Below are 22,521 nucleotides of genomic sequence, written 5' to 3'. Positions count from 1 at the left end.
GACATCAACAGCTGCGCATAGCCATAAGACGCATGGGCGTTGGACTCCCCCTGACTCCGCAGATAAAGGGGCTTCCAGCGATTGCCGGAAGCCCCTTTTGCATATCGGCTTAGCGCGCCAAACGTTCAGCAGCGGAAGCGATCGCCTCGTCGCTGGCGGTGGCGGAGAAACGCAGACATTCCGGCGCACCATAGAACTCGCCGGGGCTGGCGATGATGCCAATCTTGGCAAGCTGCTCCATATCGGTCCAACAATCGCCCGACTTGGCTCTCACCCACACATACAATGCACCATCCGGCATGTCGGTGCAGTATCCGTAAGCACGCAACGCGCTCACCAACACGCTGAGACGTTCCCGATAGCGCGCATGCTGAACCTTGACGGATTCCAGATCACGCAATCCGGCAGCCATCGCAGCCTGCACCGGACCAGGAATAATCTGACCAATTTGCTTGCGATATGCACTCATCGATGCAATCAAAGACTCATCTCCGGCAATGAACGCGGTACGATACCCAGCCATATTGCTTTGCTTGCTCAACGAATAAAGCACCAGCACGCCCTCGGCGGAGCCCAAACACACATCGTCACAAAGCGCGCACGGCGTCGACGCAAGTGAATCAGCTTCACCTTCAGCGCCATTCACAGCACCCCTCCACTGCATCAGCGCATAGCATTCGTCGGAAAGCACCACCGCGCCGATCTCACGCGCAGCTGCGACAATGCCAGCCATCCGCTCGGCCGAATACACCTCGCCCGTCGGATTGCAAGGGGAATTCACCCACACCGCTTTGACACCAGGCACATTGCGCCACGACGCAACATCAGCCACATCGTCGACCTTAAGCACCTTCGCCCCAGCCAACTGCGTGCCGATCTCATACGTCGGGTACGAAACCTTCGGCTGCACCACAACATCATCCTCACCGAAATGCAGTAGCGACGCCATCAACGCAACACCCTCTTTGGAGCCGACGGTAGGCACCACATCAGCATGAATCGCCTGCAAATCAACATTGCGAGTCGCCGAAAACCATTCAGCAATCGCAGTACGTAAATCGGCAGTACCTGCAGTAGCCGGATATCCATACGCATTCGGATCATTCGCCGCCGCTGCGAGCGCCTTGCGCACCGAGTCGGGCACAGGATCGACGGGAGATCCCACGGACAGGTCGATCATGCCTCCGAACGCAGCTTTTGCCGTGCGCTTGTATGCTGCGATACGCGACCAATCGTATGGCGAAGAAAACTCATGAAAGCCCATCGTGAAAACTCCTTAATAATCCTCTATAAACAAAATATGCGGCCTCTTCCAACGGGAAAAGGCCGCTTTCAAATGCCAATCACTGATTTTGCGGCGGCAGAGCAGCTACTTGCTCCGGATCCTTGCCGATCGGGCCGGCTGCGGAAGCGCCGCCCATATCACCAACTTCGGCAAAGAAGCTGACCGCGGCATCCTTGTACCAAGCCCACTCGTCTGGCAGATCGTCTTCATAGAAGATGGCTTCGGTTGGGCACACCGGTTCGCATGCACCGCAATCCACGCATTCGTTCGGATTGATATACAGGGAACGGGAGCCCTCGTAGATGCAATCGACCGGGCATTCGTCCACGCAGGCCTTGTCTTTGACATCGACGCACGGCTGAGCGACAACGTATGGCATGGTTACCTCCTTAACACTTACCGTTCAAGACTACTCTTAATTGCCAACTTCCAGCTCTCCCGTGCCGAGCCGGGCGTGGCGGTAGCCGTAGCCGAAGTAGATGCAGAAGCCGACCGCAAGCCAGACCACGAATCGAATCCAGGTGAGCACGCTCAGGTTGAGCATGAGCCAGATGTTGGCGAGCGCGATGATGATAGGCACCCATGGATTGCCGGGGATTTTGAAGACTCGCTTCAGGTCGGGGCGCTTCTTGCGCATGATTGGAATAGAGATTGAAACAAGGGTGAATGCCGACAGCGTGCCGATGTTCACCATGTCGGCAAGGATACTAACGTTGCAGCTGGCTGCGATGAGTGCCATGACCACGCCGACGGCAATCTGCAGACGTACTGGAGTGCCGTGCTTGCCCGTGTGACTGAGCGAGCGCGGCAGCAGGCCATCTCGGCTCATGGCGAACACCACGCGGGTCAGGCCGAGCAGCAGCACCATAACCACGGTTGCCAGGCCGATCACAATGCCGAAACTGATGATTTTGGCGGCCCAGTCAGCGCCGACCATTTCGAATGCCGTGGCGAGCGACGGGTCTTTCTGCTTGGCGAGGTCTTTGTAGGAGACCATGCCGGTGGTGACAATGGCAACGAGGGTGTAGAGCACGATGATCAGTCCCATGCCCACGCCGATGCCCAGCGGAACATTCTTCTTCGGATTGACGGTTTCTTCGGAGGTGGTGGCGACCACATCGAAGCCGAGGAACGCGAAGAACACGAGCGCGGCTCCAGAGATGATGCCGGCAATGCCGTAAATGCTGGGGGTCATGCCGGTGGCCCACTGCCATAATGGCTGCTCCATGGTTGCGGCCAACCCGGATCCGGTGGCGGTCGCCGGTTCGCTCGGTGGAATGAATGGGGTGAAGTTCTCGGCTTTGACGTAGAAGAATCCGACGATTACAACGAATAGCACGATGGCGATTTTCAGTATGGTGAGCGCGCCGTCGACTCGTGCGCCGATTTTCGTACCGCACACCAAAAGTGCCGTGAAGAAAGCTACGACGATGATTGGCGCGAAATCGAAATTGAATGATCCGATGGTGACGTTGGTGTTGATATTCCAACCAACCAGCCGGAAGAAATCGTTGAGATAGACGCCCCAATATTTGGAGACGACGGAGCCTGCCATCAGCATTTCAAGGATCAGATCCCAGCCGATCACCCACGCGACGATCTCACCGACGGTGGTGTAGGTGAAGGTGTAGGCGGATCCCGCAACCGGAATCATGGACGCGAATTCGGCATAGCACATTACGGCCGCACCGCACACCACGCCGGCGATGAGGAAGCTGATGATTACGGCCGGACCCGCATGGAAGGCTGCCGCCTGGGCTCCGATGGAGAAGATGCCCGCGCCGACTGCCACGGCCACGCCCATAATGGCCAAATCCCACCAGGTCAGGTCTCGTTTCAGAGAATGCCCCGACTCCTCTGTTTCCGCCAGCGTCTGCTCGACGGATTTCTTGCGTAATACGTTCATTACGTTTCCCTTCTCCCTTCGTTCTTACGTTTACTTGAGGCTCATGCCGATGACGACCGGCTCTGGAACGAGACGGATGTCGTACGCCCGCTCGACACCATCCTGCACGGTTTTGGCAAGGTTCACGATATCGGCTGCTGAGGCTCCTCCTCGGTTGGTCAACGCCAACGTATGCATGGTGGACAGTCCCGCAGTAGCGTTTTCGCTGGTTTTGTAGCCTTTATGGAAGCCTGCATGATCGATAAGCCATGCTGCGGACGTTTTGACTCCAGGCGTGCCATCCGGCAGGGTAGCGCTGAATCGCGGCGCATCTTCGGGAAGCTTTGCCGCCTGCTCTTTGGTGAGAATCGGATTCATGAAGAAGCTGCCACAGCTATGGCGATTATAGTCGGGTTCGTCATTGCCTGCCTGTGTACGCTGCGCATTATGCGCGATGGCGACCAGTTCGCTTTTTTTGGTGCCGCGCATGGCTTCGGTCAAGTAACGGTGGGAATCCTCAAGCATGCCCTTGGAGGCACGTACGTTCAATACCGCGTTGCGAATATCCGTTGTCGACATGCGTTCGCCCACTTCCACGCCCAATGCCTTGGCGAGCTGCCCGTAGCCGACCACGCCGGTTGCGCTGTGATGCAGTGCGAAGGTGACGGACAGCACCACGTAACGCGGCGTCGGGAAGAAGTCGGCTGCGGGTGTGGCCGGAGCGCTGTACATGCTGGCTTTGAGCGCACTCATACGGTAACCGAAATGCAGTTCCTGATTGGTGAGCTCTTTGGTTTGCTTGTCTTTGCGGTCCCAGACTTCCACGCTTTCGACGCTGGATGCGACCTCTTGGCCGTATGCGCCAATATTCTGCACCACCGACGCGCCGACGGTGCCCGGAATGCCGGAAAGTCCTTCCACGCCTTCCAGGCCAAGCCCGACGCAGTAGTCGACGAAATCATCCCAATTGCATCCGGCTTCGGCGTTGACGTGCACGATTTTTTCGTCGTTTTCGGCAGGCGCTGCCTCATCAAGCACACTTACGGCGTGTCGCGCATCACGGACCACGACGCCATCGAACGGCGTGTCGGCCACGAGCATGTTGGATCCGCCTCCGATCACGCACAACGGCAAGCCTTTGGCGTCAGCATCTTCAACGGCTTCAATAACGCCGACACGCGAGGTCGGTTCAATAAAGGATGCGATTGGCCCGCCTACGGCAATAGTGGTGAGATCTGCGAAATTAGTCATGGTGATTAGCTTAGCGTGCGGGGAAGGCAGCTGAAAAGGTGTCAAGAGGGGTTTCGGAGAAAACAAAAAAACCCGACCAATTGGTCGGGTTGAAAGCTTTGAACTCGCTCAGCGGGTCTCGCGATGCACGGTCTGCTTGCCGCAGCGGGAGCAGAACTTCTTCAGCTCAAGACGATCCGGCGTGTTACGGCGGTTCTTCGTCGTGATGTAGTTACGCTCCTTGCACTCGGTGCATGCCAGCGTGATGCCCGGACGAATGTCGGCGCTCTTGCTTGCCATCTAAGTTCACCTCTTGTGGTTCGTTGCTATGCCGACGTTCCGTCGACCTTTGTAGCGAGAAAGAGACTCGAACTCTTGACCTTACGATTATGAGTCGTACGCTCTAGCCAGCTGAGCTATCCCGCCATGAGAGCCTCGAGTGAGAATTGGACTCACGACCTCTTCCTTACCAAGGAAGTGCTCTACCACTGAGCTATCGAGGCGTGGCGGATAGTGGATTCGAACCACTGAAGCACGAGGCGACTGATTTACAGTCAGTTCCCTTTGACCGCTTGGGAAATCCGCCGTGCTGCCTGTTTGGTTGAACCCGAACCGGCAACCCGTTTAGTATGCCACAGACCATGTGACTAATGCAAATACGGCGTGTCGCGATTGCCTAAAAAGCTCCAAATCGTTGAAATTCCAACGTTTTTCCACTATCAGCTACATGTCAGCGCCAATCAGAGCAAATCCTCATGAGAAAATCCAGAAAAGAAAAATCATGAGTATTTTTTCTGGACTTTCCCTGCAGACCATTTGAACAGCGACGCCAACAACAGCACGCCAATGCCGATGAACATGGCGCGCATCGACCGCGCACAGCCTATTGCAGGAACTTCAAGCGCTTGAAATCAACAAGACCCCGCCAACGGCAACGATTGTTCACCAATCGTTCGCTGACGGGGTCTTCAAACAGCTACGCGCTACGCTCAGCCGAGAATGGCCAGAATATCGCGGGCGGAGACGATCAGGTAATCCTCACCCTGATAGTGCACCTCGGTGCCACCATACTTGGAGTACAGCACCTTGTCGCCGACCTTGACGTCGACCGGAATGCGCTCGCCGGCGTCGTTACGACGGCCCGGGCCGACAGCCAGGACTTCACCCTGCTGCGGCTTCTCCTTGGCGTTGTCCGGAATGAACAGACCGGATGCGGTCTGGGTCTCGGCTTCCGCCTGCTTGACGATGATCTTGTCTTCCAACGGTGTGAGTGAGATCGACACTGTGGACCTCCTCTTTCTAAGAGAAATCGTTACTTACCGCGCCGGGACCCGCTTGCAAGAGGCTGACGATCACTTACGGCGTCGTCCTTCCGCGCTGAGACATATCCTAGCGCGATTATTAGCACTCTGCCAACTCGAGTGCTAACGCTGAGAGCAAAATATACGAAAAAGCCTGAAACCATTCGGTTTCAGGCTGATGTTCTTTACGCTTGTTTGCACGTTTCGTGCGTTTCGTACGTTCGCTTTCCCTCCGTCATGCACCACGACGGGCCATAATGGATGCCAAGCCCACACCCAGAGAATCGGAGGTAACGCTGGGAGCCTCGACGTCGGCGCTGACCTCGGCGTCATGGAATCCCACGGCATCCACGTCCCGCAGATGCACACCAGCCTCCACGCGGGCGGCGGCCTCATCGGAATCCATGCTGCTGATCGCATCGGTCGGCACAATCAACGGCTCGACATTGTCGGAAACCGTACTCGCAGTCGAAGGCACGGCCTTGGCCACCTGACGGGTGGATTTAATCTCCATGCTTTCCGGAGCGGCCTGCACAATATCGTCGCCATTGCGCGGCGTACCCAGCGAAAACGAAATCAGATCTTGCGACGCGTTCACCACAGTGGGCGACGACATATCGTCACGGGCGTCCACATTCTCGGTTTTGGCGATTTCATCCCGCTCATCGTGGATGGACAGACCGTTCGTCTCGCTCGGCACGACTTGCGCATCCACAACATTCACTTCCGTATCGGTTTTCGCCTCAGGCGTCTCCTTACGCTTGCTTACGGCAGCATCGCGGTCGACCTTGCCGCGATCGATCGCCTGACGAATCTCACCTTCCGGCATAACATCGGTCGGCACCTGAGATTCGGCGATTCTACGAATTTCCTCAAGCTCCTGCTCCCGCAAACGCGAGCGCTCCGCCTGTTCCTCTTGGGCACGCTTGCGCTCCGCCGCAGCCCGCTTCCTCATCTTGGAACGATACTTGGCGACCTTACGCTCCCACGCTGCGGCCTGCTTGGCGGCCCTCACCCCCAAAGCAAGCACTCCAGCAAGCAGCGATGCGGGAATCAAAGCAAACAACGGACTGAAATGCAACACAAACGCGCACATCAACACGACGATTGTGATCACCAGCATCGAGACAACAATAATCCGCCTTCTGCGGATCGCGGCACGACGAAAGGCACGGACATGCGCGATCCTTTCGTCGGTCAGCTTGCCCTCATGCGTCTCGTTGGACTGCATTATTGCCCCTTTCGCCTTTGCGGCGGTCTCATCGGAGAATCGCGTTCCGCTGTCGGCATCCACCAGATGCAGCGACGGCGAAAAGCGGTCCTCTCGGTGCTCGATTACCCGCTTCATGCCTTTGACCGTCCGTTTGGGCAGCCAGAAAGCCATGAGAATAATCACAATCGCAAGCACCACAACCGTGCTTAACGATTCATAACCCATAACTCATAAGAATAGGTGACATTCCGACATTCTCCGGGGCACACGCCCCCGCGTGTCGAACATGTGCGTCGAAAGCGCGTGTTGAACCTCGTCAACGGCTCACTCGTCCATCAACCGCGCGGTGAAACCGTTTGGTGCGCACTCCGGTAGCAGCGCATACGATTCATGATCACGCCATTGCCCGTTGACGAACATGTACGATGTGCGCACACCCTCATAACATGCTCCCACCTTGAGCGCGACCTTGCGGGAACGCTCGTTTTCGGGAAGCAGGTCGATTTCCATACGATGCAATTGCGGTCCGGAAGGATCAAACATCGCCCAATCAGCCAATAACGCGACGGCCATAGGAGCATATCCACGACCTGCGCAGCGTTCGTCGATCCAGTAGCCGACCACACCAGTACGCATGGCGCCATAACAGATCGCTCCCAGCGAAATCTGGCCGATGATACGCCCATGCTGCTCAATGGCGAACACCACTCCGGTGCCGTTTCGCTCGTTGCGCCGCATCGCACGCACCCACTCATTGAACGACATCGACGCACCATGCAACGGGTCTCCGGATTCCCACGGCTTCAGCCAGTCGTCATTACGCCAACGGATGTCGTTCCATTCGTCACAGTCGTCGAAGGTCAGCGGCCGCAGGATTATGGGAACGTGGAGCCCGTGCGATTGGATAAACCGCGGAACATCGATGGCATTGGATTCCGAACGCATCATGCCGCGCAAAGATTGCAAAATCGTCACGCTTTCATTCTGCCATGCGCATAACACTTTCGTTTTCGCGCAACCATCCCGTGGTACAACATGCGATATGACCCAGAATATGCAAACCGATGTCGCAGGAGACAGCACGCGTGACGAAACCGCAACGCAACGCGAGCTGAAACGGCAATGGCGCAAGAACGCAATCGCAAGAAGAAAACGGACAAGCCCTGAGGAACGGATGAAAGCCGGTCAAAAACTGGCAGAGCAGGCACGGCAGGCGAATCTCATCCATTCATTCACCACGGTGGCCGCATTCGCATCCATGGGCAGCGAAATGTCGATGACACCAATGCTGCAGGCGCTTTTCGATTCGAACTGCCGCGTACTCGTTCCACGTCTTGGAGAAGGCATGGATATTGGTTGGAGCGAACTTGACAGCGTCCACGATCTGCGCGATCAGACCAACAGCGACGGCTCCACCAACACACATCGTCCGCAGGAACCCAGCAACAGCGTATGCGGGCCCGAAGCGTTGAAAAACGCTGGACTGATCATCGTTCCCGCTTTTGCCGTCGATCATGAGGGATTCCGTTTGGGTCGTGGCGGAGGATGGTACGACCGGGCGCTTGAATACCGTGCGGTCGGATCGCGCGTGGTAGCGGTCTGCTGGCCCTGGGAGCCGACCGACAAGCCGGTGCCACATGAAGCGCACGACATTCCCGTTGACGGAGTGCTTACGCCGGATGGATTCACGGAGGTTCGCCAATAAACCATTCGTGAACAAGACGTTCATGCGGCCGTCTCAGGGAGCGTACTAGGATATGTCCCGTTAAGAAATTTGAGAACCTGGTTGAAGCGAGGATACTTTGCCTACTTATCATTACCGTTGCAAGAACTGCAACTACGATTTCACCGAGCAGCAGTCGTTCACCGACGACCCGATCACCATCTGCCCCGAATGCGGCGAGGAACAGGTCCGCAAGGTGTATTCCGCACCGCCGATCGAATTCAAGGGATCCGGTTTCTACCGCACCGACAAATCCAAGTGAGCTCAATCACATAATTCAAACAAGCTCAACCCTTGGAAAACAAGGCGACATGCCGAAGCCTGTGGATAACTTACATCCTCCGACCACAACCCTTGATTCGGCTTGCGTAACAGCTATTCGTAAGGTCATCATGCATGCATGGTGACCTTTTTTCATGATTTGTTGCAACGTCTGCAGGGCATGGATGGCAGGCGAACGACCGATGGCACGAGGACTGCGCCCCATCGGCGACGGAAGAATGCACGATTGCACCGGCTGCTCGCCGCGGTCTGTGCCGGACTTGCCATGTTCGCAGCCCTGCAGTGCGTGCGATTGACGATTTCCACGCAACCGGTTGTCATCGCAGCGCAGCCCATTGCGAAAGGCAGCGTGATTACCGCGGATTCGCTCGCATTGCGCGATCTTCCGTATGACAAGGCCTTACGTAACGTTTTCCATGATTGCGCCGATGCCGTCGGGCTAATCGCCCAAGTGGACGTTGCGGAAGGCGGCATCGTCACGTCGACCATGGCGCGTGCCTCTCCCGTTGTTTCCGAAGGATACACGGTAATCGAAGTGCGATTGGCAAGTTCCGCCGACAATCTGTCGCTTGGCGATGTCGTGACACTTTCCAGCGCCACGATATTCGGCGAGGCAACACCGGAAACATCCCCGGATACAGATGCCGTGACGCTGCGCGAATTATGCTCGGGCGCGATCCTGACCGCGAAACCCTCGCGCGATGCGGACGGCAACACCCTTGCGGTGTTTGCCATGCCTCCTCATGAAGCGGCGACCGTTTTGCAGGCTCAAGAGAACAGCGCGATTATCGCCATCGTCAGTTCGTGACGACAACGAAGCAAATCCCAAGCGAATGTCAGCGTCCCCTCTCGGAGAACACGCCCCAATGCGGCGGCAGTTCACCCAGAATACGCTTGTCGTCATCCGCATTGCGCTGACGTTCGGTGAGCACATCGGACGGTTCGAGCTTAACGCCGTCCGCATCGAACAGCTCAGTGCCCTGGCGGATCACACGCTTGTGCCTGCGTGCCGTTCGGCGAGTGGCGCAATAGCCGGACACCACGCGAACGGCAGGCTGGTCAGTTTCCTGGGAAGACTCCTGCGGAGAATGCTCGTCGACGCTCACTTGACCTCCTGATACAGGTCGCTCAGGCGTGCCACGATACGGTCCACTTCCTTGTCTGGATTCACGAACGCGCCAACGCTCCACACGGTCATAACAGACCAGCCAAGCGATTCGATGTTCTGCAAAAGCACACGGTGACGTTCCCTGGTGGACTGCAATCCCATGAATTGCGCATCGTCGGTGAGCACCGCCAACGCGAACGGCTTGTCGTTCAGACCAACCACCAGCGGCAGCTTGGATCCATTGTCGAAACCATAATCGACGGCCACATTCAGCCCACGGGCTCGAATGCGATCGGCAAGATCGTTGAGAAGCACGTTCGAGCCGGTCATCTTGACGGCGGGACGCACCACGCTGTCATCAAGCTGTTCCATCCAACGAAGCACGGTCTTCAGCATCTTCGGACCAGCCTGATGCAGACGTTCGTCATCCATGTCGGACGACGAGAACGCGGACACGATGTCAAGATGGCGGTCCGGCACGGCCAATGCGTCCAGCAGCATGCCTCGCCCGCCTTCGGATTCCAACGCTCCGAACTGCTGCAGTAGGCGCCCATGGGAGGTTTTCGCATAGCACATCGCAAGAATCGCATCAGTGGCATGCGCTCCGGCCACGTCGGAGATATCCACGATGCGCACATGGCGAAGGAACATGCCCATGGCCTTGTTCTTGTTGGCGATGGCCTTGAGCTCTGCCCCCAGTCGGGTGCGGAACGTATGCGTAAGCGTCACCACCGTAAGCATGTATGATGCGGGCACAATGGTAAAACCGGCGGCGCGCTTGGTGATCAGCCTGACCACCTCGTCGATCTCCTGCTGGCTGCTTTCCACCAGTCCCGAAGTGATGACCGGCACACCGTTGGCGTCAGGTACGAAATGGTAGGCGATCTCGCCTTGCGCGCCTTCTCTTGCCACGTCGAAAGGTACGGAGCCATAGCCTTCCGATTCCAGGAACGCATTGAGCTTCGGAGCGCGTCGAACAGGACGATTGGCGATTTTTACGCTCGGTAGCAGTGCGATAAGACGCTTCAGACCATCGGATGTGACTGTTTCACGATGTGCGATCACCACCACCTGCTTGGCACGGCTGATGATGCTCAGCAATTCGATGGACTGGATATGCGCGGCTGCATCGATGATGACGACGTCAGCTAACGGCGCCGGATCGGTGATCGCTGCAAGTGTGGCGGGCGTCGCAACAAGAATCGGTTTCGCCGCTGCGAGAATCTGCGGATGCTCCTTGTGCAGGCGATTCAACGAAACGTTGTGGGAGCCGGCAAGCATGGTATGCAGCAGATTGGCTTCCTGCGTACGCGAGAACAGCATGTCGCACAGGCGACGCATGGATTCCTGTGCCACCATCGGCCCGATCGAACGCACGTGCTCCACGTCGACTTGGGCGAAGCGTTCCGCAGCGCCCTGCAATGCCGAACCATCCTGGTTGGAGATAATGGCGGAGGATTTCACAATATCCTCGAACGCCGTGGTCCACCATGCCAACTGCAGTTCCCCTGCAACGGCATCGTTGGGAATACCACGATTGTTCAAATCCTCAATCAGCTCGTCAAGACCAACCGAGTGGAAGTCACGCTCCAAACGGGCGCGCTCCGGCAGATTGTCAAGCGCCTGCTTGTCGTCATACAGGGCCTTCAAACGCTCTTCGACCTGGTTGAAGTCAATGGTTTCGAGATTGCCTCCCTGCGGGGTTGTGGCAAGCACCGCATTCAACGCGGTCATATCCCGATTGAGATTCTCCTGCGTTTCGATGATGTCATCCAGCTTGGTGGGCAGCACCGGCCAGCCGCCATGAGGCACGAACATATGCCACTGATCGGCCTGCTTGGACACCACAAGCAACGCCTCGTGCAGGTTCTCCACTTGGGCACCGACGCGCAGCATGCCCTTGGCTTCCTTGATGTGGCGGCGACGCTCCCAGAATCCCATGGAACTGCCTTCGGCCTTGCGTTCGGCCTTCGGCTTGGTCGCCTCAATCATGGATGCGATGTCACGTTCGAAGATTTCCGGCTGGAACACGTCAAGCACTCGGCGCAGGTTCTTCAGCACCATGACCTGGCGCCCCCACTCCTGTGCGGTCGTTGGAATCGGGAATCCGCAGGTCTGCACCGTGCTGGCCACCTGCTCACGGGTGGCGGGCAGCACCTTGCGCAACAGTTCGACCACACGCTGGTAAGCACTCACCGCTTCCTCTTCGGAATACAGCGAAGCCTTGTACCATGCGGTGTCGTTCTCCGTGATGGTGTATTCGCCAAGCTCACCCGCACGCTGCAGTTTCGCAGCCCAATCCTCGATCTTGTCCGCAATGGAATGCGCAGTCTGCTTACTCAAACGCACGTGCGTGGTCGGATGGGTGGGTAGCGCCGCGATCTGAGCGAGATTCTGAATCGTCTGGTAGGCGGATACGCCCCACTCCTGGCTCACGCCATGAAGATCGCCCAGATAACGGGTCAAACGGGAGCGCACACCAACCAATTCGTCGGAAATCTGATCAAATCGAGACGAAGCAACACCGGATTGGAATCCAACAGCGGCAATCAATTGACGATCAATAGCCGCATTGGCACCGTCATCGGCGATATCCAACAACTGTCCACTCATCTCATTCGCGGCGACGGCCTGCACAAATCGACGTTTCTGATCGGTCACGCACGGCACATAAAGCACGGAACGCCCGTTCATCACACAACGGGATGCGATCGCGGCAGCCTGCTCGGCGGTATTGTTAGCAATCGAGCTATCCACAAACAACGAATGGCCCGCGGACGCAAGTTGCGAAGCGTATCGGACGGTATTGTCGATATCGCCGACCTCATACTCGCCATGCGGATCGGCATCGAACGGGCTGTATTCCGGAATCTCAGCCCCCTCCAATGCTTCAGCGGCGGCCTTGTCTCCAGCCAAAGCGTCCAAAGCGGTGTTGCCGGTCGGACCTTGGGCCAACTGATCGATGATTTTCTGGCTTTCCACCAGCATCTGCGACGCCGGATCCATAAAGCACCCGAGAATAATGTGCCGTTCGATCTCAAAATCGGGGAACGCGTTGGCCGCACGATCCGTAATGGCCGCGAACACCGCGGACGTCTCTGGCGTGCCGCTCTCATAGTTCGAACCGTCAAACAGCTTGGCCTCATCCAATATGACGTTGTTCTCGCGCAGCACGGCCGCGAAAGCCGCGTTCAGACGTACACGCCCTGTGAATGCGATCACCGTGCCGTTTTCGATATTGCGGCCTTCTTTGCGCACTTCGACCGGGTACATGAGCACCGGCATCTGATTGCCCTTCCAAATGGCCACGCCGACCACCAAAGACAATTCGCCCACGCCGCTGACACGGCTTTTCGCCTCACGGTCATCAAGCACACGTTCCACACGACGACCCGCGGCACGTAACATGCCATTGTCACGGAACAAGGAATTGAGCTGAACATGCCCGCTGGCGAATAGCTGCGCGATGCCGGACGGGTGCGCGTGCGTCATATCAAGTTGGGCACTCAGCTGCGTCACATCCTCAAGCGGCGACGGCGACAGGCCAAGACGATACTTCTCACGCCACCCACGAATACGATCCAGCTCAGTGACGTTCTCTTTGCTTTCGCTCATGTGTTGGCTCACTTCCCTACCGCTTTACGGTATTCCGTATACCCCGGATTATGTGACAGGGCCGCGTCGATGTCTGTATTGCCCAATGCGCCCAGCCATGCATACAGATCGTCATATAGTGACGGGTTCATGGCAAGGAATGGCAGCAGTTCCGGATGACGCGCCATCTCGAACTGCACGGTGAAATCGTCGGTGCGCTTGGCATCATCCGAAGTCAGCCCGTCGACTTCGATGGTCTGCTCCTGCTTGACGAGCTCGCCCTTGGAAACGCGGTCGAACACTGATCCGGGTTCGAAAACAGGCTTGAACGCGCTGGTTTCGTCCGGCGACGGTTCGCTCGCAACCTGCGATTGTGTAGCATGTGGCCTGAAGCGCTCATCATCGGCCTGCTGCAACGCTGTTTCCTCTTGGCTTGGAGTTTCGTCGTTTGTCTGCTCCACGATCGTGGCAGACTGCTCCCCTATTTCGTTGGACTGCTCGTGCGATGCTTCTGTCTGCTGTTCCGACATATTGTTGTCTTCAGCCGGCAACGCCACGATAATCGGTTTACTCGGATGCGCGCTGAACAGCTTGCTCACGGGAATCGTGTCATGCTCGGTTTCGTTACCTGTTGCGGTTTGCGTCGGCAATGCGACTTCCTGCACGGATTCCGGCTGATTCGCTTCATGTTCGTTTTCCGCAGCGTTTTTCTTGGCGGCTTCCTCCGCGGCCTGCTGTTCCGCCACGGCATCCGCGAACAGGTCGCGCGGAGTATTGTCTGCGACCACGTTATGCTGCACCAGCGAAACAGACGGCAAATCTCCATAATCCGGCTCGTTGGAACGGACGGGAGCAAAAGACTGACGCTCGGCAAGTTGCATGAAATTAACACGATTGGCGACGTTGCGCGCGTTGAACAATGCGGTCGGCTCGCCGGCACGCAGGTTGAGAATATCATCGACCGACATATCCACCGCATCAGGCTCCTGCGGCACCTCGTCGGACACTGCGTAGGAGAACAGGTTGGAGACCGAAGCCGACGCATGGCTCTCAGTCTCAGGCACTGTCTGTGCGATGTCTCGTTCGAAGGTGACGCGCACGTCACCGAATTGCAGCGTCATCGGTGTGGTCGGCAATTGGAAATCCTCATCCGCCGGCAGACGCATCAATTGGCCATTGTCGGCCACCACGAACGAACCATTGGTCGACTTGAGATCACGCACGGAAGCATTGCCCTGCGCATCAACTGAAAAAATGGCATGCCGTTTCGACATGGATTTGTTTGCGTCCATAATGTCAAGTCGCGCGAATCCATCATCCACCAGAGGACGTAACGGCTTACGGCCGATTTCCACGCTTTCGCCGCTGTCCAGCTTCTTGAGTTCGGTTCCATCAACCTTGACGGTCCACTGCTGCGCCGTTCGTTGATCTTCGCTCACCGTTGTCGGCCTTCCTTTCACACACAACACTCTTTGCCATTGTGTCATGCCTTGCCACGTATTTCAGGATTATGACGCGATTAATTGACAACTTTCGCCTATTTCCCCCATTGTATGGCACGATATGGAAGCGTTCACGCCCAAATCGGGTTTTATTGGATTGTCAGCGAAAGAAAAACCTGAGAATATGCGGAAACCCCGCCGCCTTGTGGCGAACGGGGTTTCCACTCAAGATCGTGATATGCGGCTTCAAGCCGCGCGAATCACTTGAGCTCGACGGTAGCGCCGGCTTCTTCGAGCTGGGACTTAGCCTTCTCAGCGTCTTCCTTCTTGGCCTTCTCCAGGACAGCCTTCGGAGCGCCGTCGACCAGAGCCTTGGCCTCAGCCAGACCCAGGGAGGTGATAGCGCGGACGGCCTTGATGACCTGGATCTTCTTGTCGCCAACGGCGGAGAGGATGACGTCGAACTCGTCCTTCTCTTCCTCAGCCGGAGCAGCAGCGCCCGGAGCGGCAACGGCGACAGCAGCCGGAGCGGCAGCCTCGACGTCGAACTTCTCTTCGAAAGCCTTGACGAACTCGGAGAGCTCAACCAGGGTCATCTCACCGAAAGCTTCGAGCAGCTCATCGTTGGTGTACTTAGCCATAATGGCTTCCTTTCATTCTTGGCAACGGCTTGATTGAAGAGGTGACCGTCACCTAAAACAATTATTTTCTTTTGTGGTCACTATCATTCATGCGGCTAACCGCAATGAAATCAGGCGGCCTTTTCCTGCTTCTCGCGGAGCGCATCGATCGTACGCACGGCCTTGGTCGGCAGAGCGTTGAACAGGTACGCGGCCTTGGACATCGTAGCCTTGATGTCGCCGGCGAACTCGGCGAGCAGCTGCGGGCGAGACTTGAGGTCTGCCAGCTTCTTGGCGCCTTCAGCATCGTAGACGGTGCCATCAGCGAAGCCGCCCTTGATGATCAGTGCCTTGTTGGTCTTGGCGAAGTCACGCAGGGTCTTCGCAGCTTCGATGAAGTCACCCTTCACGAAGGTCACAGCGGTCGGACCAGCGAGGATCTCATCGAGACCTTCGACGCCAGCTTCCTTGGCTGCGATGCGAATCAGCGTGTTCTTAGCCACAGTGTAGGAAGTATCGCGGCCTAGCTTTTCGCGCAGTTCAGAGATCTGCGGAACGGTAAGCCCGCGGTACTCGGTCAGGTAGATAGCATCAGCGTCACGGAACTTATCCGTAAGCTGGGCGATCACCGCTTCCTTTTCGGGCCTCTTCATGGCGTTCCTTCCTTAGTCAACCATTGACTGTGAAGCAGGAACGTTTCGCCGGGCAACAAAAAAGCCCTGCACACAGGCAGAGCAACATTCGACCGCTAAGCGGAAAGCCCTTGGTGGGCGTATGTTCTTCAACCTGCGTTGGCTTGGCGAACCAAACTTCATGAGCGCTTGCGCACTCCAACCAACGGTCTGTGGTTTACAGGTGAATAACCTACGACCATGCTTGGACTTGCGAAGATCCGGGCGTGTCGCACTTCACGAAATCTTCATGACTTGCTTAAGTGTTACGGTTAGTCTTTGTTCGGAATCCCACGATTCCATAAGGCGAGTCGCAATTCTCGCCGGAACGCGCCGCGCAACAGTCGGAACGTTCCTACCAACCCAAGAGAGATAGAGAGATATGGAAAAGTTCTTCCATCTTAAGGAGAACGGCACCACCGTGTCCACTGAGGTCATGGCCGGTCTGACCACGTTCTTCGCAATGTCGTACATCATCATCGTCAACCCACAGATCCTGTCGCAAACGGGCATGCCGTGGGGCGGCGTGTTCCTCGCAACCATCATCGCAGCCATCGCGGGCACGCTTGTCATGGGCCTGTTCGCCAACGTTCCGTACGCTCAGGCCGCCGGCATGGGCCTCAACGCGTTCTTCACCTACACCGTTTGCTTCGGCCTCGGCTTCACCTGGCAGCAGACCCTGTGCATGGTGTTCCTGTGCGGCCTGATCAACATTCTGATCACCGTCACCAAGATTCGTAAGATCATCATCCAAGCCATTCCGGAAGTGCTGCAGAACGCCATCGGCGGCGGCATCGGCCTGTTCGTGGCCTACGTCGGCTTTCTGAACGTCGGCTTCTTCACCTTCACCACCAAGGCCGACGCCAAGAACGGCGATACCGTGCAGGCCACCCCAGGTCTGGCCGTCATGAACAATCCGACCATCTGGCTGTTCATCATCGGCCTGTTCCTCGCCATCATCCTCACCGTGCTCAAGGTGCGCGGCGGCATGCTGATCGCCATCGCGGTCACCGCCGTCGCCGGCATTCCAATGGGTCAGACCACCATGGCCAACTCCCTCTCCATCGGCGACACTTTCGCCCAGCTGCCGCAGACCTTTGGCGCTATCTTCAGCGCCGAAGGCTTCCCATCGCTGTTCTCCGACATGTCGAAGCTGCCGATCATCCTGCTGACGATCTTCGCGTTCTCCATGTCCGACACCTTCGACACCATCGGCACGTTCATCGGCACCGGCCGCCGCACCGGCATCTTCTCCGCGGAAGACGAGCAAGCCCTCGAAAACGGTTCCGGCTTCTCCTCCAAGATGGACAAGGCCCTGTTCGCCGATTCGATCGCAACCTCCATCGGCGCCATCTGCGGCACCTCCAACACCACCACGTATGTGGAATCCTCCGCAGGTATCGCCGCTGGCGGCCGCACCGGCTTGACCTCCGTGGTCGTGGCTATCTGCTTCGCCCTGTCCGCCTTCCTCTCCCCGGTCATCTCCGCCATTCCGTCCGCCGCAACCGCAGGCGTGCTCGTGGTGGTGGGCTGCATGATGGCGTCCTCGCTGAAGGAAATCGACTGGGGCGATATCTCCGAGGCCGTACCGGCGTTCTTCGCCTCCGTATTCATGGCGTTCAGCTACTCCATCTCCTACGGCATCGCCGGCGGCTTCATCACCTACTGCCTGATCAAGACCTGCAAGGGCAAGGCCAAGGAAGTGCATCCGGTGATCTGGGTTGTGTCGCTGCTGTTCATTCTGGACTTCATCATCACCGCAATCCTGTAATTCCGAATGTCGGTTCACATCGGTATCCATGCAAACGACTGATGTGAAAATACTAGGGGCGATTCCGCTTTCACTGCGGAGTCGCCCCTCTTGTTATCCCGTTTTGCTTGCTTTCGTATTACTTGTTATGTAACTGACCTACGCAATGGCTTGCGAAAAGGCGTCAACAAGACCTTCCATCCACGCCGTCAGGGAATCATATTGTTCCGGCATTTGCTCGGTCAGTTCGACCATGGGCACTTCCACGGATTTCGCAGCGTCCGTGATTTTGCCTGTCAACTCGCTTTCCTCTTGCGTGTTGACCACCAACAGTTTGATTTCGCCCGCCTTCAACGCATCGGTGAACTGCTTGATATCCGTTGGCGTCGGCTCGCTTTCGTTCGCGGTGGCTCGCGCGTACCCGCTTGGCGTTGCGTCGGTCAGCCCCATGTCTTCCGCCAGATAGCTTGCCACGGATTCCGTTGCAGCGTATGCCAATCCATCCGTTTTCTGTCTCACTTCGGCGATTTTGCTTTCGACGTTGTTTTCTTCAGCCGTCCATTGGTCGTTCATCTTGTCGAAATCGTTCTTTTTCGCGGCGTCGACCTGTTCGTACGCTTTGGTGATCGCCTGTGCCACTGCCTTGCGCACCTCGGCGGAGAACCAGACATGCGGATTCTCACCGTCGTTCACCCCGCCGACTTCAGCGGCGTTGACGATGGTTGCGTTGGCGGTTTGCGCCGCTTTGACCGCCCATGCGTCGTAGCCGGCTCCATTGACGATGATGACTTGCGCTTTCTGCAGTTTGGCGATATCCGACGTGGTCGGCTCGTAATCATGCGCATCCACATTGGTGGAATTGATGATGCTGGTTACGTTGACGTTGTCGCCGCCCAGGGTTTTCGCCACGGTACCCCACTGATTCACGGAAGCGACCACTTCGATGGTTCCGTTTTTTTCGGATGTTGATTGGCCGCTTCCACACGCAGCAACCGACGCAAGCATTCCTACAGAAGCAAGTGCGGCAATCGCAATTCTCGTAATACGGTGCATGATAGATCCTCTCTAACGTGATATAACGCCATCATAACCTAATTGAGAATCATTATCAATAGAGCGTGTCGCGATCAGACATCACATACAAAAAACTCCCGCTCAGGAGAACGGCCGCCACGAATGAGATCGAAATGGTTAGCGAAACAACCACTTTCGACCACACATTCGTGCGACAATCCACCGCAAGCGGGAGTAAGAAATGATTTGCCGATCAGCCGCGTGCAAGCTCGCAGGAAAAGGAGCCTTGCCAAGGCAAGGCAATATTTCCTGCCTCGATACTGTCGCATCTCGGCGCCGCCTACAAACAGTCCACTGGACTGTTTGCTTAACGGCGTCGCCCTGGACCGAAGCTACGCTTTGGCAGATCGGCTTTGCCGATCAGCCGCGTGCAATTAAGGAGCTTCGCAAAGCGAAACATAATTTGCTGGCTCGCTAAAGCTCGCTTGCGTTGACCCACTGGGTCAACGCTACGCTTTGGCGGATCGGCTTTTGCCGATCAGCCAAAGCGTCCCGATACGTAGCGCTCGGCTTCTTCGTTCTGGGGGTTGTTGAACATGGTGGTCGTGTCAGTGAAGTACTCGAGGTGACCCGGCTGACCGACGGCCTTCAGGTTGAAGAAGGCCGTGTAGTCGGCGATACGGGCGGCCTGCTGCATGTTATGCGTCACGATCACGATGGTGTAGTCGTTCTTCAGCTCGTTGATCAGATCCTCGACAGCCAGCGTCGAAATCGGGTCAAGAGCGGAGCACGGCTCGTCCATCAGCAGTACCTGCGGGTGTACGGCCACGGCGCGGGCGATGCACAGACGCTGCTGCTGACCGCCGGAAAGGCCAATGCCCGGATTGTCAAGACGATCCTTGACCTCGTTCCACAGGTTGGCACCACGCAAAGCCCACTCAACCAGATCGTCCGCATCGGACTTCGAAATCTTGCGGTTGTTAAGCTTCACACCAGCGAGCACGTTCTCGCGGATAGACATGGTCGGGAACGGGTTCGCACGCTGGAACACCATGCCGACATCGCGACGCACGGCAACCGGGTCGATGTCTTTGTCGTACAGGTTCTTGCCTTCCAGCAGCACCTCGCCTTCGCAGTGAGCGCCCGGAATGATCTCGTGCATGCGGTCGAGCGTGCGCAGCACCGTGGACTTGCCACAGCCGGAAGGTCCGATGAAAGCGGTGACCTTGTTGGCTTCGATGTTGATGTTCACATCTTCAACGGCCAGGAAGTCGCCGTAGTAGATGTTCAGATGATTGACATCAATACGTTGTCCCATTTTGGTTCCTTATATGTTGTTTCTGTATGTAAGACTACCGCTCATCGTTCCGACTTGACGGCGAAGATCTTCGCCACGAGTCGACCGATAAGGTTGAGGATCAGCACGATGAGGATCAGCACGAGAGCTGCGGCCCATGCGCGTTCCATCGGGATGGTGGTCACGCAGGAAGCGTCGGCGGAAGCCGGGCAGTTCGCGTTGAGCTTGGAGTACTCCTGGTAGACGTACACCGGAAGGGTGGTCATCTGGCCGGAGAAGAGGTTGACGTTCGTGGAGGCGATGTAGCCTGCGGTCATCAGCAACGGAGCGGTTTCACCAATCACACGGGCGACGGCGAGAATCGCACCGGAAACAATGCCCGGCAAAGCGGTACGCAACACGATCTTCGTAATCGTGCGCTGCTTGGTAACACCCAAAGCATACGACGCTTCACGCAAATCGTGAGGCACGATCTTCAACATTTCTTCAGAAGACTTGACCACGGTCGGCAGCATCAGCAGCGACAGTGCCACGGAACCTTCGAAACCGTTGATGGTGCCAGGTCCAATCAGAATCGTGAACATCGAGAATGCGAACAAACCGGCAACGATGGATGGGATACCGCTCATCACGTCGACCAGCAGGGTGATGACGCGAGCCAGCTTGCCGCGGTTGGAATATTCCACCAAGTACACGGCGCACATCAGACCGATCGGAATGGAAATGACCATAGCGCCGAACGTGATTTCCAGCGTACCGATGATGGCGTGCTGAATACCGCCGTAACCACCGGACGGCGTCGGATTGCCACCGACCACGCCGGTCATGTTATAGCTCAGGAAGTTGAGGTTCAGCCTTTTGACACCGTTGACGATGGTGGTGAGCAGCACCGAGAACAGCGGAATCAGCGCCACAATGAATGCAAGCGCGATCAGCACGCGCATCGCGAGGTCCTTGCGCTTACGTGCAGCGGTAAAGGAACGCGTCGGCTTGAACTTGTCAAAATCGATGACGGGGGCACCGTCCATCGGAGAAGCGTTGTTATTCACTGCGGTCATCACGCACTCGCTTTCTCGGTAAGCTTACGGGCGATGAAATTCACCACGAAAGTAATGAGGAACAGCACCAGGCCGGTGCCGATCAGCACGGACACGCCGAGATCGTTGGCTTCCGGATACTGCGCGGCGATGTTGGCTGCAATCGTTTGATTCTGCGAGGCCTGCAGCAGCTTGATGGAGTAGTTGAGGCCCGGAGACAGGATCATGAGCACGGCCATGGTTTCGCCAAGGGCACGACCCAAGCCCAACATCGAAGCAGACACCACACCGGACTTGCCGAATGGCAGCACCGCAAGCTTGACCATTTCCCAACGAGTGGCACCCAAGGCGAGCGCTGCCTCTTCCTGAAGGCGCGGGGTCTGCAGGAAGATATCGCGAGACATGGAGGTGATGATCGGCAGAATCATGACTGCGAGCACCACGCCCACAGTGGCGACGGTACGGGAAGGATTGGCGGCAGGACCTGCGAACAGCGGAATCCAGCCAAGATACTTGGCCACCCAATTCCAGAACGGGTAGATGGCGGGCACCAGCACCAAGCCGCCCCACAGACCGTAGATAACAGACGGGATTGCGGCAAGCAGATCGACCACATAGCTCAAGGCGGTGGCGAGCTTCTTCGGCGCATAGTGCGAGATGAACAGTGCGATGCCGACCGACACGAAGAAGGAAATCAACAGTGCCAGCGCGGAGATCAGCACGGTGCCGAACAGCAGCGGTCCGACGTAGCCCCAGAAGCTGGAGGCCTTGCCGCCGGTGAAGTTGCTGATGGTTTCGCTATTGGCCTGCTGATCGCCGCCGATCAACGGCCATGCGCGGAACAGCAGGAACAGCGCGACGGCGGCGAGCACCACGAGGATCAGGATGCCGCAGGCGTAGGCCACGCCCTTGAACACCTTGTCCGCGTTTTTGCCGCTCACCGGCTGCTGTGCCGTTTTGCTTTGCGAACTCACGGGTTCTCCTTAACTTGCGATTACTTGAACAGGTCTACGATGACGTTCGATGACTTGCGATGACTTGCGTCATGATGACGTTCGATGGTTACGTT

At 57.0% G+C, this 22,521-nt stretch carries 21 protein-coding genes and 3 tRNA genes; 4 read left to right on the top strand and 20 right to left on the bottom strand.

Going from position 1 to position 22,521, the window contains the following annotated elements; translation table 11 throughout:
- Window positions 1–109: 109 nt before the first annotated feature.
- The 11 genes from dapC to BBPC_RS01515 all read right to left on the bottom strand — a co-directional run bounded on the left by dapC (window position 110) and on the right by BBPC_RS01515 (window position 7,862).
- Complete coding sequence (gene dapC, locus BBPC_RS01565) at window positions 110–1,264, bottom strand: succinyldiaminopimelate transaminase (RefSeq protein ID WP_003836047.1); 1,155 nt, start codon at window positions 1,262–1,264, stop codon at window positions 110–112.
- A 79-nt stretch (window positions 1,265–1,343) separates the two neighbouring features.
- Entirely contained in the window at window positions 1,344–1,664 is a 321-nt protein-coding gene (gene fdxA, locus BBPC_RS01560; protein WP_003836048.1) for a ferredoxin, read from the bottom strand.
- Window positions 1,665–1,700: 36 nt separating this feature from the next.
- A complete protein-coding gene (locus tag BBPC_RS01555; RefSeq protein ID WP_004220051.1) occupies window positions 1,701–3,191 on the bottom strand; it encodes an amino acid permease in 1,491 nt (496 codons plus the stop codon).
- A gap of 30 nt (window positions 3,192–3,221) precedes the next feature.
- Window positions 3,222–4,421: a UDP-N-acetylmuramate dehydrogenase gene (locus BBPC_RS01550; protein WP_004220053.1), complete on the bottom strand. Its 1,200-nt coding sequence runs from the start codon at window positions 4,419–4,421 to the stop codon at window positions 3,222–3,224.
- Between the two features lie 108 nt (window positions 4,422–4,529).
- Window positions 4,530–4,700, bottom strand: a complete 171-nt coding sequence (gene rpmG / locus BBPC_RS01545; protein WP_003807891.1) for a 50S ribosomal protein L33 — start codon at window positions 4,698–4,700, stop codon at window positions 4,530–4,532.
- Between the two features lie 52 nt (window positions 4,701–4,752).
- Window positions 4,753–4,826: transfer RNA gene (locus BBPC_RS01540), tRNA-Met, on the bottom strand.
- A 5-nt stretch (window positions 4,827–4,831) separates the two neighbouring features.
- Window positions 4,832–4,903, bottom strand: a tRNA-Thr gene (locus BBPC_RS01535).
- A 1-nt stretch (window position 4,904) separates the two neighbouring features.
- Window positions 4,905–4,986: transfer RNA gene (locus tag BBPC_RS01530), tRNA-Tyr, on the bottom strand.
- 403 nt (window positions 4,987–5,389) lie between these two features.
- Window positions 5,390–5,683, bottom strand: a complete 294-nt coding sequence (gene groES, locus BBPC_RS01525; protein ID WP_011742802.1) for a co-chaperone GroES — start codon at window positions 5,681–5,683, stop codon at window positions 5,390–5,392.
- 253 nt (window positions 5,684–5,936) lie between these two features.
- Window positions 5,937–7,139, bottom strand: a complete 1,203-nt coding sequence (locus BBPC_RS01520) for a hypothetical protein (protein ID WP_004220057.1) — start codon at window positions 7,137–7,139, stop codon at window positions 5,937–5,939.
- Window positions 7,140–7,238: 99 nt separating this feature from the next.
- On the bottom strand, window positions 7,239–7,862 hold the full coding sequence (locus tag BBPC_RS01515) for a GNAT family N-acetyltransferase (protein ID WP_004220058.1): 624 nt from the start codon (window positions 7,860–7,862) through the stop codon (window positions 7,239–7,241).
- Window positions 7,863–7,956: 94 nt separating this feature from the next.
- Between BBPC_RS01515 and BBPC_RS01510 the strand changes: the two genes are divergently transcribed.
- The 3 genes from BBPC_RS01510 to BBPC_RS01500 all read left to right on the top strand — a co-directional run bounded on the left by BBPC_RS01510 (window position 7,957) and on the right by BBPC_RS01500 (window position 9,727).
- On the top strand, window positions 7,957–8,619 hold the full coding sequence (locus tag BBPC_RS01510; RefSeq protein ID WP_004220059.1) for a 5-formyltetrahydrofolate cyclo-ligase: 663 nt from the start codon (window positions 7,957–7,959) through the stop codon (window positions 8,617–8,619).
- 97 nt (window positions 8,620–8,716) lie between these two features.
- The gene (locus BBPC_RS01505) at window positions 8,717–8,899 is read left to right on the top strand and encodes an FmdB family zinc ribbon protein (protein WP_004220060.1); all 183 of its coding nucleotides are present in this window, start codon (window positions 8,717–8,719) and stop codon (window positions 8,897–8,899) included.
- Between the two features lie 138 nt (window positions 8,900–9,037).
- Window positions 9,038–9,727, top strand: a complete 690-nt coding sequence (locus BBPC_RS01500) for a flagella basal body P-ring formation protein FlgA (RefSeq protein WP_004220061.1) — start codon at window positions 9,038–9,040, stop codon at window positions 9,725–9,727.
- Window positions 9,728–9,755: 28 nt separating this feature from the next.
- Here BBPC_RS01500 and BBPC_RS01495 read toward each other — a convergent pair whose 3' ends face one another.
- From BBPC_RS01495 to rplJ, 5 genes are all read right to left on the bottom strand, one after another.
- Window positions 9,756–10,025, bottom strand: coding sequence for a hypothetical protein (locus BBPC_RS01495; RefSeq protein ID WP_004220062.1), 270 nt, complete (start codon window positions 10,023–10,025; stop codon window positions 9,756–9,758).
- Entirely contained in the window at window positions 10,022–13,642 is a 3,621-nt protein-coding gene (locus tag BBPC_RS01490) for a hypothetical protein (RefSeq protein WP_004220063.1), read from the bottom strand. The genes BBPC_RS01495 and BBPC_RS01490 overlap by 4 nt, the downstream gene beginning before the upstream one ends.
- An 8-nt stretch (window positions 13,643–13,650) precedes the next feature.
- Entirely contained in the window at window positions 13,651–15,060 is a 1,410-nt protein-coding gene (locus BBPC_RS01485) for an FHA domain-containing protein (protein ID WP_231857841.1), read from the bottom strand.
- A 263-nt stretch (window positions 15,061–15,323) separates the two neighbouring features.
- Window positions 15,324–15,704, bottom strand: coding sequence for a 50S ribosomal protein L7/L12 (rplL, locus tag BBPC_RS01480; protein ID WP_003836061.1), 381 nt, complete (start codon window positions 15,702–15,704; stop codon window positions 15,324–15,326).
- A gap of 110 nt (window positions 15,705–15,814) precedes the next feature.
- Window positions 15,815–16,336 carry a 50S ribosomal protein L10 gene (rplJ, locus tag BBPC_RS01475; RefSeq protein WP_003836062.1) on the bottom strand — a complete coding sequence of 174 codons (522 nt, stop codon included), beginning with the start codon at window positions 16,334–16,336 and terminating at the stop codon, window positions 15,815–15,817.
- A 400-nt stretch (window positions 16,337–16,736) separates the two neighbouring features.
- On the opposite strand from rplJ, the gene BBPC_RS01470 reads away from it, so the two are divergent.
- Window positions 16,737–18,125, top strand: a complete 1,389-nt coding sequence (locus BBPC_RS01470; RefSeq protein ID WP_004220066.1) for an NCS2 family permease — start codon at window positions 16,737–16,739, stop codon at window positions 18,123–18,125.
- A 138-nt stretch (window positions 18,126–18,263) separates the two neighbouring features.
- Here the strand turns inward: BBPC_RS01470 and BBPC_RS01465 are convergent, their stop codons facing one another.
- The 4 genes from BBPC_RS01465 to pstC form a co-directional block, all read right to left on the bottom strand.
- Window positions 18,264–19,157, bottom strand: a complete 894-nt coding sequence (locus BBPC_RS01465; RefSeq protein ID WP_004220067.1) for a metal ABC transporter solute-binding protein, Zn/Mn family — start codon at window positions 19,155–19,157, stop codon at window positions 18,264–18,266.
- A 499-nt stretch (window positions 19,158–19,656) separates the two neighbouring features.
- Window positions 19,657–20,436, bottom strand: coding sequence for a phosphate ABC transporter ATP-binding protein PstB (pstB, locus tag BBPC_RS01460; protein ID WP_003836065.1), 780 nt, complete (start codon window positions 20,434–20,436; stop codon window positions 19,657–19,659).
- A 41-nt stretch (window positions 20,437–20,477) separates the two neighbouring features.
- Window positions 20,478–21,473, bottom strand: coding sequence for a phosphate ABC transporter permease PstA (pstA, locus tag BBPC_RS01455; RefSeq protein WP_004220070.1), 996 nt, complete (start codon window positions 21,471–21,473; stop codon window positions 20,478–20,480).
- A complete protein-coding gene (gene pstC, locus BBPC_RS01450) occupies window positions 21,473–22,426 on the bottom strand; it encodes a phosphate ABC transporter permease subunit PstC (protein ID WP_004220072.1) in 954 nt (317 codons plus the stop codon). Before pstC ends, pstA begins: the two co-directional genes overlap by 1 nt.
- Window positions 22,427–22,521 lie beyond the last annotated feature (95 nt).

Origin of the sequence: Bifidobacterium pseudocatenulatum DSM 20438 = JCM 1200 = LMG 10505 (assembly GCF_001025215.1) — a bacterium.
Lineage (GTDB): Bacteria > Actinomycetota > Actinomycetes > Actinomycetales > Bifidobacteriaceae > Bifidobacterium > Bifidobacterium pseudocatenulatum.
This window is presented reverse-complemented; position numbering and strand designations above follow the sequence as displayed.

What these genes read in the sequence shown, in the direction of transcription:
- BBPC_RS01555 (WP_004220051.1), bottom strand. Translation starts at nt 3,191, where the DNA reads ATGAACGTATTACGCAAGAAATCCGTCGAGCAGACGCTGGCGGAAACA.
- BBPC_RS01510 (WP_004220059.1), top strand. Translation starts at nt 7,957, where the DNA reads ATGACCCAGAATATGCAAACCGATGTCGCAGGAGACAGCACGCGTGAC.
- pstA (WP_004220070.1), bottom strand. Translation starts at nt 21,473, where the DNA reads ATGACCGCAGTGAATAACAACGCTTCTCCGATGGACGGTGCCCCCGTC.
- dapC (WP_003836047.1), bottom strand. Translation starts at nt 1,264, where the DNA reads ATGGGCTTTCATGAGTTTTCTTCGCCATACGATTGGTCGCGTATCGCA.
- BBPC_RS01500 (WP_004220061.1), top strand. Translation starts at nt 9,038, where the DNA reads ATGGTGACCTTTTTTCATGATTTGTTGCAACGTCTGCAGGGCATGGAT.
- BBPC_RS01465 (WP_004220067.1), bottom strand. Translation starts at nt 19,157, where the DNA reads ATGCACCGTATTACGAGAATTGCGATTGCCGCACTTGCTTCTGTAGGA.
- rplJ (WP_003836062.1), bottom strand. Translation starts at nt 16,336, where the DNA reads ATGAAGAGGCCCGAAAAGGAAGCGGTGATCGCCCAGCTTACGGATAAG.
- BBPC_RS01490 (WP_004220063.1), bottom strand. Translation starts at nt 13,642, where the DNA reads ATGAGCGAAAGCAAAGAGAACGTCACTGAGCTGGATCGTATTCGTGGG.
- BBPC_RS01470 (WP_004220066.1), top strand. Translation starts at nt 16,737, where the DNA reads ATGGAAAAGTTCTTCCATCTTAAGGAGAACGGCACCACCGTGTCCACT.
- pstB (WP_003836065.1), bottom strand. Translation starts at nt 20,436, where the DNA reads ATGGGACAACGTATTGATGTCAATCATCTGAACATCTACTACGGCGAC.
- fdxA (WP_003836048.1), bottom strand. Translation starts at nt 1,664, where the DNA reads ATGCCATACGTTGTCGCTCAGCCGTGCGTCGATGTCAAAGACAAGGCC.
- BBPC_RS01550 (WP_004220053.1), bottom strand. Translation starts at nt 4,421, where the DNA reads ATGACTAATTTCGCAGATCTCACCACTATTGCCGTAGGCGGGCCAATC.
- rpmG (WP_003807891.1), bottom strand. Translation starts at nt 4,700, where the DNA reads ATGGCAAGCAAGAGCGCCGACATTCGTCCGGGCATCACGCTGGCATGC.
- BBPC_RS01520 (WP_004220057.1), bottom strand. Translation starts at nt 7,139, where the DNA reads ATGGGTTATGAATCGTTAAGCACGGTTGTGGTGCTTGCGATTGTGATT.
- rplL (WP_003836061.1), bottom strand. Translation starts at nt 15,704, where the DNA reads ATGGCTAAGTACACCAACGATGAGCTGCTCGAAGCTTTCGGTGAGATG.
- BBPC_RS01515 (WP_004220058.1), bottom strand. Translation starts at nt 7,862, where the DNA reads ATGATGCGTTCGGAATCCAATGCCATCGATGTTCCGCGGTTTATCCAA.